The following is a 12058-nucleotide window of genomic DNA, read 5'->3' as shown; positions in this document are numbered from 1 at the left end:
ATCGGGCACGGCCCGCAGGGGGTGCGCGGGCGTACGGGAATGGTTCGGCACAGGTCCTCCGTGCGCCGGCTCCCTCTTCGGTCATGGCGGCAACCACGGCGGAGGAAGCGGCAAGCAGGGGTGGGGGCAGGACGGCATCGACGATCCAGAGCCCGCGTCACGTCCATGGGCGCGGGATCGATTGCTCGTCGTGCGGGAGCCGGTGAACCGTCCCTTCACCCTGAGTCGGTGACGGGCGGGACCGGAACAGCCGGAGGATGCGGAGGAGTCGGCTTCTAGACCTGCTGAACCACGGACGATCTCACCGCTGTCGACGACGTGGCAGACAGCGCCGACTCGTTGGAACCCGGCTTGTCCAAGACGCGCCCGACAGTGGCCGATTCACTGACCGACACCGCAAAGCACGGCGGCGGCAGCACCGGGCCCTGCTGCGGCTGCCCGGAAACGCATTGCTCGCTCGAATGCGAGGAGCCGTGGCCTTCGTCCGAGTCACCTATCGCGACCAGCCGGGACACCGCCCGTTCACCCTCGGCCTCGGCCTCGGCCTCGAGAACCTTTTCGTGCGCTGTCACAGCAGGCGCTGCCGCGCTGGTCACCAGGTGCCCTTTGACGCTCTCGGCACTCAGCCCGTGCGTGAACACGACGCCGAACAGCAGTACAGCCATGGCCGACACACGGAGCAGCGGGCCCGCGGAAACACGGGCCCGCACCATGCGCGGGAGTGACCAAGCCGTAATCACGCCGTGATACTAGCGGTTCATAGACCTTGATCCGCCGACTCCCGCGCACCATCGCGCTAACGAGCCAAGCACATGACCGATTTGCTTCGGCGAGTACTCCAGAGGGGCAACCTCTTCGGGCACGGACGGCCTTCGGGCACTAATCTGCTTAGCAGATACTGAGTCCTTCCCCACCCCGATGCGTACTAGGTCCTAGCCGCCGAACACCTGCGCGGCTCAGTGGGACGCACATGGAAGGGTGGACATGGGAACTCTGGCTCTGAGCTGGTCCATAGCGGGGGTCGCCGCACTGGTCGCCGCCGTCAGCGCGGTCCGGGTCGTGACCACGAGCGGCGCGGGCCGGTACGCGGCGGGCGGCGATCTGCTCATGGGAGTGTGCATGGCCACGATGGCCCTGCCCGCGACGGCCGCCTGGTACGGGGGGTACGGGTTGTGGTGGGCGGCGGCGTTCGCCCTTCTCGGCCTCGGCGCGGTGGCGCTGGCCGTCAAGCACGCGCGCGAGAGCGGCTGGAAGGAAGGCCGCCATTGGGTGCACCTCATGGTCGGCAGCGCCGGCATGGTGATCATGACGTTGGCCATGACGACGACCTCGTCCGGGCCGGTCCTCGCGCTGGGGCACGGACACGGTTCCTCGATGCCGGGCATGCCGGGGATGGAGGACGCCGCGAGCACGCAGCACACCGGCGGGACGGAGGGCATGGCCGGCATGGAGTCCATGCCGGGGATGGACATGGCCGACATGAGTGCGCACACGTCCGTCGCCGGAGCGGACGCGTCGTCGTCGCCTTCCGTCTGGCGTCTGGTGATCGCCGCGCTCGCCGTCTACTTCCTGCTGTCGATCGCCGCTTCGGTCTGGACGCGCATCCGCGGCACCGAACGGACCGGTCTCACGACCAGCCGCGAGAACGGCCGGCGCCGCAGCTGGAGCCACTGGCTGCTCTCCATGCCGGACACGGTCGTGGTGTTTCTCGCATCGCTGACGCTTTCCGTCTGGGACAAGGCCCGCCCAGCGGAACGGGGCCGCCACGGCGGTCGTCGCCGCAGGGCCGGCGCCACCCCAGAAGCCGCCCTCGCGGCTCACATCGGCATGGGCGGAACCATGTCCGCCATGCTGCTGATGATGGTCGCGTAACGGTCGAGATCCCCAGAACCCCACAGCAGCCACCAAGGGCCGGGAAATTGCGGGCATCCTCACATCCTCGCGATACCCCTAGGGGGTATATTGTCGACTCGCCCGGGAGGAGCGGGGATGAGCCCCTCCCGGAGCGTCGTCCACGCATCGACCCCCGAGGATGAAAAGCCATGACCGACCAGAAGAACTCCGGCTCCTGCTGCTCCACCGACGGCTCGTGCCACTCCAGCGCCGCAACCGACACTCAGACCGACGGGGTCACCACCGTCTACAAGGTGTCCGGCATGACCTGCGGGCACTGCGAGGGCGCGGTCTCGCAGGAGATATCCGAACTGGACGGCGTCACCGCGGTCACGGCCGTCGCCAAGACCGGTGAGGTGACGGTCACCTCTGCCGCCCCGCTCGACGAGGAGGCCGTCCGCGCCGCCCTCGACGAGGCGGGTTACGAGCTCGTCGACGCGGCGTGAGCCGGTCCGGGGTCAGACAGCCCCGGACCACGCGTTTCCCTCCCCGCCGGGACGTGCCGCTCCGCTGATACGGACGCCGTACGTCCCCGGCCTTCCCCAGGAGAGCCTCCATGACCAGCACGGTTCCCGAGATGACACGTCCCGGTGAGGCGCCCCCGTCGGCGCCTGCCTCCGAGGTCGAGCTGTCCATCGGCGGTATGACCTGCGCCTCGTGCGCGGCACGCATCGAGAAGAAGCTCAACCGTATGGACGGTGTGACGGCGACCGTCAACTTCGCCACAGAGAAGGCGAAGGTCTCGTACCCGGGTGGGATCGAGGTCGCCGACCTGATCGCCACCGTCGAGAAGACCGGATATACGGCCGAGGAGCCGCCGCCCCCGGCTCCCCCGGCCGGCGAGGAAGGCGACGTGCGGGCGGCACACCCTGCCGCGGACGGGGAGTTGCTCTCCCTGCGGCAGCGTCTGTTCGTGTCGCTCGCGCTCTCGGTGCCCGTCGTCCTGATGGCGATGGTCCCGGCCCTGCAGTTCGACAACTGGCAGTGGCTGTCGCTGGCTCTCGCCGCTCCGGTCGTCGTCTGGGGCGCGTACCCGTTCCACCGGGCCGCCTGGACGAACGCCCGCCACGGAGCCGCGACCATGGACACGCTCGTGTCCATCGGTACGCTCGCCGCCCTGGGCTGGTCACTGTGGGCGCTGTTCTTCGGGCACGCCGGCATGCCGGGCATGCGGCACGGCTTCGAGTTCACCATCTCCCGTTCCGACGGCTCGTCCTCCATCTATCTGGAGGCCGCGGCCGGGGTGACCACCTTCATCCTCGCCGGGCGCCATCTGGAGGCGAAGTCCAAGCGCAAGGCGGGTGCGGCGCTGCGAGCGCTGCTGGAACTGGGCGCGAAGGACGTGGCGGTGCTGCGGCGCGGCACGGAAGTGCGCATCCCCGTCGCGCAGTTGGCGATCGGCGACCGCTTCGTCGTACGCCCGGGCGAGAAGATCGCGACCGACGGGATCGTCGTCGAGGGCGCGTCGGCGGTGGACGCCTCCATGCTGACCGGCGAGTCCGTGCCGGTCGATGTGGGCGTCGGGGACGCCGTGACCGGGGCGACCGTCAACGCCGGCGGGCGGCTCGTCGTCGAGGCCACGCGCGTCGGGGGCGACACCCAGCTCGCCCGCATGGCGAGGCTCGTCGAGGACGCGCAGAACGGCAAGGCCGAGGTGCAGCGCCTCGCCGACCGGATCTCCGGCGTTTTCGTCCCCGCAGTGCTGCTGATCGCCGCGGCCACCCTCGGGGGCTGGCTGGGCGTCACGGGTGACGCGGCCGCCGCCTTCACGGCCGCTGTGGCCGTCCTGATCATCGCCTGCCCGTGCGCGCTCGGGCTGGCGACGCCCACCGCCCTCATGGTCGGCACCGGCCGCGGTGCCCAGCTCGGCATCCTCATCAAGGGCCCCGAGGTGCTGGAGTCGACGCGCCGCGTCGACACCGTCGTCCTCGACAAGACCGGCACGGTCACCACCGGCCGGATGCAGCTCCAGGACGTGTTCACCGCACCGGGCGTGGACAAGGACGAACTCCTGCGGCTGGCGGGCGCGCTGGAGCACGCCTCCGAGCACCCGATCGCCCGGGCCGTCGCGGCCGGCGCGGTGGAGCGGGCCGGCGGCCTGCCGGTACCGGAGAGCTTCGAGAACGTCGCCGGACTCGGCGTACGGGGCGTCGTCGACGGGCACGCCGTACTCGTCGGCCGCGAGAAGCTCCTCGAGCTGGGGGTCCCCCCGCTCGAGCGAAGCCGAGAGTGGGGAAGGGTGATCGAGCTGCCCCGCGAACTGGCCGAGGCCAAGGCCGCGGCGGAGGCCGAGGGGCGTACGGCGGTCGCCGTCGCCTGGGACGGCGAGGCTCGCGGTGTCCTCACCGTCGCCGACGCCGTGAAGGAGACAAGTGCCGAGGCGGTGGCCGAGCTGCGCCGACTGGGTCTGAAGCCGGTTCTCCTGACCGGCGACAACCAACGCGTAGCCGAGTCGGTCGCGCGCGCTGTCGGCATCGACGAAGTGATCGCCGAAGTGCTGCCTCAGGACAAGGTCGACGTGGTCAAGCGGCTGCAGGCCGAGGGCCGTACCGTCGCGATGGTCGGCGACGGCGTCAACGACGCGGCCGCCCTCGCCACGGCCGACCTCGGCCTCGCCATGGGAACCGGCACGGACGCGGCCATCGAGGCGGGAGACCTGACCCTCGTACGAGGTGACCTGCGGGTGGCCGCGGACGCGATCCGTCTGTCCCGCAAGACCCTGGCCACCATCAAGGGCAACCTCTTCTGGGCCTTCGGCTACAACGTCGCGGCCCTGCCGCTCGCCGCCGCCGGCATGCTCAACCCGATGATCGCCGGTGCCGCGATGGCCTTCTCGTCGGTCTTCGTCGTCACGAACAGTCTGCGCCTGCGGTCCTTCAAGTAGGCCCTTCGAGCCGTCCACCCGCCGCCTGGCCTCTGTCCGCGAAGGGCATGGGCCGGGCGGCGAAGGCATGTTCAGGCCGCGAGCAGCCGGGGCAACGCCGGATCAGGGCCCGCACGCCACCACGAGCGGCAGCAGCGGCGCCGCGACAGTGGCCGCGACCACGCCCAGCCAGGTCGCGCGGTGCGGCCGGGGCTGCGGCGTGAGCACGCGCCGCAGCCGGACCAAGGCACCTGCCCCGCCGGCCCCCAGAGCCACCGGCGGCACCCGACCCGCTGCCACCTCGCACATCGCGGTGGCCAGCGTCTCCCGCGGATGGAGTCGCAGGGCGTGGTCGTCCGCGATCATCTCCACCAGCAGCGCCGTCTGCTCCTTGGCGTGGCGGGCCAGCGGCAGACCGGGGAAGGCCCGGGAGAACGCGTCCGCCAGGAGGTGGAGCAGGTGGTGCCTGCCGTCGATGTGCGCACGCTCGTGCTCCAGGACGGCCCACAGCTGTTCCTCGGACAGGGCGTCCAACGCGCCTCGGGTGATGACGACTCGACAGTGGCGGCCAGGCAGGCAGTAAACGGCCGGGGTTTTGTGGTCGACGACGGTGGCACCGTACTCAGGTGCCGGGTCGCCCACGAGGGTGAGCAGGTCGAGGTGGCGCTGCCGTGCCCTGCGTGCCCGCCAGGAGCAGGCGACGAACCAGCCGAGCGGCAGCAGCACGATCGCAGCGGGCGTGGCGAGCGCCAGGACCTGAGGCAGCGAGGGCGCGGGCCCCGCCAACGGGGCGCCCACGGCGAGACCGCAGGCGCTGAGCAGCCCGACGAGGCCGCCGTGGACGTGATGATCGGCAAGAAGCAGGTGATACACCGCGAGCATGGCGGTGAAGACGAACGTGACCATGAGCCCCTGCCACGCGAGGACCGCGAGGACCGGAGCGCGATGCGCCCACGCCGCCCGGGACAGCAGAGACGGCACGAGGGCGCCCACCACAACGGCGTATCCGACGAGGACCGCGGCTGTGCTCACGCTTCGCTCCGCCTCTTGACCGCTCGAAGCGCCGAGCGCAGGGCGTCAGCCTCGTCGGGCGTCATCTGTTCCACGAAACTGACCAGAGTGCCGGCCGGGTCCGGATTGCTGCCGAGGGCCTGCTGCATCAGCGCCGCCGTGTACTGCTGCCGGGTGCAGGTGGGCTCGTACACCCAGGCTCTGCCCTCCTTGTGCCGTTTGAGCATCCCCTTGTGGTGCAGGATGTCGGCCACGGTCTTGACGGTGCTGTAGGCGAGCGGCCGCTGCTTGTTGATGTCGGTCAGTACGTCGCGTGCGGTCGCCGGACGCCCCCAGGCCCACAAACGGTGCATGATCTCCGCCTCCAGCTCACCCAGCTGACGCACGGCCACTCCCTTCCAGTACCTTGAACACCAATCAGCCTAGTAGATCAGCGGAAGTTCGACCGTCTCGCACCCGACCTCGTCCTGGCCACCACGGCCGACGGAGTGGCCCGCAGCACCGACGGCGGCAAGAACCTTCGCAGTCGGCAAGCAGCCTGTGACGGCCTTCCTCTCCTGGCCGACGAAGGATGCGCTGTACGGCATCGACACCACGGGCGGCCACGAGTTCGTGGCCTGGCTCGCGAAACGCGGGCGGTGGCTGTCGTATTCGGTCGGCCGTCCAGGTCCACGGTCACAGAGCCGGTCGCATCCGGCGCCGTCTGCCCGGCCGGCGTCCACGACGGCGAGGGCGTCTTGTAACTCCTCGCCCCGGCGCGACGGTGAGGATGACCGGGTGCCACCCCGGGCGGCGGCCCGACCCGCGACGCGACCGGGCTCGCTCCAAGCAGCGCTCGACCAGCGCGGACTGCTGGCCCACCGGATCGAGGAACTGCTGGAGGCCCACCCTCTGGGCTCCGTGGCCGTGGCCCTGGCCGTCGCGGAAGAACGGCCTTCGAGCCGCGAGGACTGCGCGTCGGGAGCCATCACGACCTCGCCCGCAGCATCGACGATCTCTGCGATCCGTCGCACCACGATGCGCGGCACTTGCCTTGGCGCGTGCCGGGTCCGGTCGCGAGGGCGCGGCCTGTCAGGTGCATCAGACTCGTGTTCGGCCGAGCACGGCGTATGGCGACCACCGCTTGATCTGTGGCGACCACTCCGGGCACGTGCCTCTCGGAGCCGCCCTGGCAACCTCCGTGAGACGGCCAGGTTCACCTCGGCAGCGACGACCGGACGTAGGCTCCCCGTCTGCGTTCGTGCAGGTCAAGGGCTATTTCGCCCTACAGCGAGTCGCGCGTTCGGGCAGCTTTCCCCATGGGTGAGGGCGAGTCGGGCCGGAGCCGGCGGCGCCATTCGCTCGGTGTGATGCCGTAGAACTCCCGGAAGCGGCGGGAGAAGTGGCTGGGGTGGGTGAAGCCCCAGGCGCGGGCGATCGACTCGACGGTGCGGTCGGCGCAGGCCGGGGCGGCCAGGTCGGCGCGGGCGCCTTCGAGGCGGCTGCGGATGATCCACTTCTCCAGGCTCAGGCCGTTCTCCTCGCACAGCCGGTAGAGGGTGCGCACGGAGACGCCATGGGCCCAGGCGATACGTTGCGGGGTGAGGTCCGGTTCGGTCAAGTGCGCGCGGACGTATGCCAGGACACGCGTGAGAAGCGTCTCCTGGGCCACCTCCCTGCGGGTGTCGTCGCGTCCGGCGACCGACACGATCAGGGCGCGGGTGAGCTGCACGCCGGCGGCACCCAGGGCATCCGCCTCAGGGCCGCCGCTCACCTGGTCCGCGTGCCGGCGCAGCCCGCGGATGTGCTGCACCAGCAGGGATTCGACGGGGCTGTGCCGGAGCAGGGGGATCGCGGCGCGCACCGTGTCGACCGGCAGGGCGAGATCGGCGATCGCGACGGAGAAGGCCACGGAGCAGCCGGTTCCCGACCACCCGTACTCATGTGACGCGACCATGTGGGGCGTCAGCCCCACCCCGTCAGGTCCCAGATGCCGCTGATATCCGTCACAGCCGAACGCGCCCGTGCCGAACCCTTCGGCCTGAGTCATGATCGAGACGTTGTCGACCAGTTCGCGGCGGGTCTTGCGGTAGGACCGCACGAAGCGCACGCCCGTACCGCGCGTGTCGAACAGGGTCAGGGGTCCGATGTGCCAGACCTCGAGCCGCTTCCACATGCCGGCCGCCGGCTCGTTCTCCTCGACCGTGTCGACTCCTCCCTCCCGGGCGACCACGTTGCGGAGGGCCTCGTGGCGGTCGGTGACGGGAAGGTCATCGGTGTCGAGCACCAGCACGGCGCCTCCCAGGCTCCGGTGGCGGCCCTGTGGCCGCGGCTTTCCCGGGAGCAGTCTCCGCCGAGCCGGGCGGTCCCGGCAAAGCTGTGTGCATCAGGCACCTGACTCCCGGGTTCCGGCATGCGTCCGGTACGCGGCCGACTCACGCGATGCCCTACGAGGGCCGTGGCACACAGGAGTCAGGCTCTGGCGCCCACGGTCAGGCCGGCGGCGTACGCCCGTGACAGGCTTCCTTCACCGGGGCCTCACCACAACTGGCCCCCGCGAGGGGTGTTTCGTGTGCGTTTGGTAGGACGTTCCTCGGAGCGGCGGCAGCTCGACGGCCTCATCGCCGAGCTGCGTCGGGGAATGAGCGGCGTGGTGCTGCTGACGGGCGACGCGGGTATCGGCAAGACGGTGCTGCTGGACCACGCGGCCGCCGAGGCCGCGGACCTGCGTGTGCTGCGAGTGGCGGGCGTGGAGGCGGAGGCGGGTTTCGCCTTCGCGGCGCTGCACCGGCTGCTCGTTCCCTTCCTGGACGGACTGAAGGAGCCGGGAACGCTGCCCTCGGCGCAGCGTCAGGCGCTGCGGGTGGCGTGCGGGCAGGCCGAGGGCATGCCCGTGGACCGGTTCCTGGTGGGGCTCGCGGTCCTCACCCTGCTCGCGGAGACAGCCAAGGAGCGCCCGCTGCTGGCCTGTGTCGACGACCTTCAGTGGCTGGACCGGGATTCCCTGGAGGTGCTGGCCTTCGTCGGCCGCCGGGTGCAGGCCGAGAGCGTCGGTCTCGTCCTCGCCGCGCGCACGGGCTTCCGCGCTCCGGCCGGACTGCCCGTCACCGAGGTCGTCGGCCTGGACGAGGCGCCGGCACTGGAACTGCTGCGGTCGGTGGCCGCGGGGCCGCTGGACGCCGGGGTCGCGCAGCGGATCGTGGCCGCGACGGACGGCAACCCGTTGGCGCTGGCCGACCTCGGCCGGGAACTGTCCGTCCGGCAGCTGTGCGGCGCGCTCGCGCTGCCCGAGCCGCTTCCCGCGGGCAGCCGGCTGGAGGAGCACTACCGGCGCCAGGTGGACAGGCTGCCCGCGCGGACGCGCGCCTGGTTGCTGCTGGCGGCCGCGGAGCCGGCCGGCGCGCTCGACTACATCGCGGCGGCGGCCCGCCGGCTGGGGATCGGTGCCGATGCCTGCGCACCGGCCGAACTCGCACGCCTGGTGGTGATGCGGACATCCGTCGTCTTCCGGCATCCGCTGGTGCGTTCCGCGGTCCATGCGGGCGCCACGAGCGTGGAACGGCGTCGGGCGCACCGCGCGCTGGCCGAGGTGACCGATCGTCCCGCCGACAGCGATCGGCGGGCCTGGCATCGGGCCGCGGCGGCGTCCGGCCCCGATCCGGCCGTCGCCGACCAGGTCGAGCACGCGGCGGACCGGGCCGGCGCACGGGGCGGCCACGCGGCCCGGGCCACCTTCCTGGTGCGGGCGGCGGAGCTGACCCCGCGGGACGACGTGAGAGCCCGGCGGCTGCTCGCCGCGGCGGAGTCGGCCTTAACAGCCGGAGCCCATCTACAGGCCAAGACATTGCTGGACGCCGTCGACGCGGCATCGCTGGACGACCTCACCCGGGGCCGTGCCCTGCTGGTGCGGGCCGGTGTCCTCAACGGTCTGGGGGAACCGGAGTCCCACGCCAGGGCGGCGGGTCTGTGCCTGGCCGCCGCGACGGCCTTCCGGGACCGGCCACCGGCGCGTGAGGCGCTGCTGCGTGCAGCGCAGTGGGCGCTGACCGCGGCGCACCGGGCCCCGCCCGGCACAGCCGCCGAGATCGCGGCCGCGGTGAAGGCCCACCCCTCGCATCCCGCGTCGGCGACTCCCGTCGATCACCTGCTCCACGCCTTCGCCGCACTCGCCTCCGACGGCTTCGAACAGGCGGTTCCCCACCTGCGCCGGGCCATGGACGCGCTGCTCGCGCCGGACACTCCCGACGACACGGTCCTGCGCGGACACCTGCTGGGCGTCTGGTTCTCCACGCTGCTGTGGGACCACGAGACCCGCGACGCACTGCTGCGGCGTGCCGACGCCGCCGCACGCCGCGCGGGCGCCCTGTGGGATCTCAACGCCGTCCTGTTCTGCCGGTGCATGGCCGCGACCACACTGGGGCACCTGCCCGCCGCCGACGACCTGGTGACCGAGAACCAGCAGATCCTCACCGCCACGGGCGTGGGCACCTCACGCGCACAGCTCTACCAGAACCCCGAGCTGATCGCCTGGCACGCGGACCGGCCCGACGTACACGAGCTGGTACGCCGCTCGCTCGGCGCGGCAGAGGCGCTCGGCAACGGTGCGATGGAGTCCCTCGCACGAAGTGGCGCGGTGGTTCTCGCACTGGGAAACGGCGACTACGCCGCGGCCCTGCCCGTCGCCCGGGAGCTGATCCTGCAGGACGCGCTGGGGCTGCACTCCCGGCTGCTGCCGTCCCTGGTCGAGGTCGGTGTCCGCGGCGGTGACCGCGTACTGGCCGCAACGGCGCTGCGGACGCTCGCCTCCCGTGCGACGGCGGCCGGAACGCGCTGGGCCCTGGGCGTGCTGGCACGCTCACAGGCACTGCTCGCCCCGGCGGACAGCGCCGAGCCCCTGTTCCGCCGGGCTGTAGAGCTGTTGTCCGACACGGACACCGACTCCGACCTCTCCGTCGCCCACCTGCTCTACGGTGAGTGGCTGCGTCGGCACAAGCGCCGCAGGGACGCCCGAGAGCACCTGGGTGCCGCCCTGGCCATGTTCCGCGCGATACGTGCGACGGCGTACGCGGACCGCGCCGCGCGGGAGCTGGCCGCCACGGGAGAGCGTGTCGTTCCGGCACGGGCGGGGACGACCGGCCCGCTGACCCCGCAGGAGCTGACGATCGCCCGGCTCGCCGGGGGCGGCGCGACCAACGCCGAGATCGCCGCACGGCTGTTCATCAGCGCCAGCACGGTCGATTACCACCTGCGGAAGGTCTTCCGGAAGCTGGATGTGACCTCTCGGCGCCGGCTCGCCCCTGCCCTGGAGGCCCGGTTGGGGTCGTGACCACGTGCCGCACGTCGTACTCGGCCACGGCCGCAGGGCGGAGTCCTCCACTCGCGTCGCCCTGCGCGCCGTGCTCCCCTCAGCTCCCCTCCTTGAGCAACCAAAGGTTGCACATTATCGAGGCAGCCCCTACCCTGATACGCAACCAAAGGTTGCGAAAGGAGGGCCGACGGATGGAGTACGGCAGCATCGAGCGGGAGATCTACATCGAAGCCACACCCGAAGTGGTCTACGAGGTGATCAGCACGCCCGAACACCTGCGGGAGTGGTGGCCCGACGAGGCGGACCTGGAGCCGGTGCCCGGCGCCACCGGGGTCATCTCGTTCGGCGACCCGACCACACCGGACGCGAAGATCGCGCCGCTCACGGTGGTGGAGGCGGACCCGCCCCGACGGTTCTCCTTCCGCTGGGTGTACGACGAGGGCGCGATCGCGGCCCCCGGCAACTCGCTCCTGGTGACCTTCACCCTCGTCCCCCGAGGCGCGGGCACGCTGCTGCGCTTCACCGAGGCCGGATTCCGGGAGAAGGGCTGGGAGGCGGCCGTCCTCGAGGAGAGTTACCGCGAGCACGTCAGCGGCTGGGACCACTTCCTGCCGCGCCTGGTCGCCTACGTCGCGCGGCTGGTGTCGGCGCCATGAGTGCCACCGTCGACGACGAGCTCTGGTCGGCCGTGGGCGACCCCATCCGCCGGCGCATGCTCGACCTGCTGCTGACCGGGGGCGGGGGCACGGCGACCACGCTGAGCGAGCACCTGCCCGTCACGCGGCAGGCGGTGGCCAAGCACCTCGGCGTGCTGGACCGGGTCGGGCTCGTCCATGTCACGCCGTCCGGACGCGAGCGCCTCTACCAGGTCGACGAGGCTCAACTGGCACGCGCGGTAGCACAGTTGGCGTCGGTCGGGGCGGCCTGGGACGCCCGTCTCCAGCGCATCAAGCGGATCGCCGAGGCGATCCAGCGGACTCAGGACGACTGAGCCCGCGCGTGCC

10 protein-coding genes are annotated in these 12058 nt (G+C 71.6%); 6 read left to right on the top strand and 4 right to left on the bottom strand.

The window, feature by feature from the left end:
* Positions 1–275 precede the first annotated feature (275 nt).
* Positions 276–665 (bottom strand): hypothetical protein, encoded by a 390-nt coding sequence (locus tag ACZ6D7_RS36425; RefSeq protein ID WP_469500357.1) that lies wholly within the window; start codon positions 663–665, stop codon positions 276–278.
* Positions 666–984: 319 nt separating this feature from the next.
* On the opposite strand from ACZ6D7_RS36425, the gene ACZ6D7_RS36420 reads away from it, so the two are divergent.
* The 3 genes from ACZ6D7_RS36420 (at position 985) to ACZ6D7_RS36410 (ending at position 4777) form a co-directional block, all read left to right on the top strand.
* Entirely contained in the window at positions 985–1872 is an 888-nt protein-coding gene (locus ACZ6D7_RS36420) for a DUF5134 domain-containing protein (protein ID WP_469500355.1), read from the top strand.
* A gap of 170 nt (positions 1873–2042) precedes the next feature.
* Positions 2043–2339, top strand: a complete 297-nt coding sequence (locus tag ACZ6D7_RS36415; RefSeq protein ID WP_469500354.1) for a heavy-metal-associated domain-containing protein — start codon at positions 2043–2045, stop codon at positions 2337–2339.
* Positions 2340–2449: 110 nt separating this feature from the next.
* A complete protein-coding gene (locus ACZ6D7_RS36410; protein WP_469500353.1) occupies positions 2450–4777 on the top strand; it encodes a heavy metal translocating P-type ATPase in 2328 nt (775 codons plus the stop codon).
* 102 nt (positions 4778–4879) lie between these two features.
* Here the strand turns inward: ACZ6D7_RS36410 and ACZ6D7_RS36405 are convergent, their stop codons facing one another.
* The 3 genes from ACZ6D7_RS36405 to ACZ6D7_RS36395 all read right to left on the bottom strand — a co-directional run bounded on the left by ACZ6D7_RS36405 (position 4880) and on the right by ACZ6D7_RS36395 (position 8039).
* A complete protein-coding gene (locus tag ACZ6D7_RS36405) occupies positions 4880–5788 on the bottom strand; it encodes a M56 family metallopeptidase (protein ID WP_469500352.1) in 909 nt (302 codons plus the stop codon).
* A complete protein-coding gene (locus ACZ6D7_RS36400) occupies positions 5785–6153 on the bottom strand; it encodes a BlaI/MecI/CopY family transcriptional regulator (RefSeq protein WP_327318683.1) in 369 nt (122 codons plus the stop codon). Before ACZ6D7_RS36400 ends, ACZ6D7_RS36405 begins: the two co-directional genes overlap by 4 nt.
* Positions 6154–7031: 878 nt before the next feature.
* Positions 7032–8039: a helix-turn-helix domain-containing protein gene (locus tag ACZ6D7_RS36395; protein WP_469500349.1), complete on the bottom strand. Its 1008-nt coding sequence runs from the start codon at positions 8037–8039 to the stop codon at positions 7032–7034.
* 279 nt (positions 8040–8318) lie between these two features.
* Here ACZ6D7_RS36395 and ACZ6D7_RS36390 point away from each other — a divergent pair, with 279 nt between their 5' ends.
* From ACZ6D7_RS36390 to ACZ6D7_RS36380, 3 genes are all read left to right on the top strand, one after another.
* Positions 8319–11072: a helix-turn-helix transcriptional regulator gene (locus ACZ6D7_RS36390; RefSeq protein ID WP_469500348.1), complete on the top strand. Its 2754-nt coding sequence runs from the start codon at positions 8319–8321 to the stop codon at positions 11070–11072.
* Between the two features lie 173 nt (positions 11073–11245).
* On the top strand, positions 11246–11710 hold the full coding sequence (locus tag ACZ6D7_RS36385; protein ID WP_469500346.1) for an SRPBCC family protein: 465 nt from the start codon (positions 11246–11248) through the stop codon (positions 11708–11710).
* Positions 11707–12045, top strand: coding sequence for an ArsR/SmtB family transcription factor (locus ACZ6D7_RS36380; RefSeq protein ID WP_469500345.1), 339 nt, complete (start codon positions 11707–11709; stop codon positions 12043–12045). Before ACZ6D7_RS36385 ends, ACZ6D7_RS36380 begins: the two co-directional genes overlap by 4 nt.
* Positions 12046–12058: the final 13 nt, after the last annotated feature.

The organism is Streptomyces sp. NPDC041784 (assembly GCF_055591025.1).
This window is presented reverse-complemented; position numbering and strand designations above follow the sequence as displayed.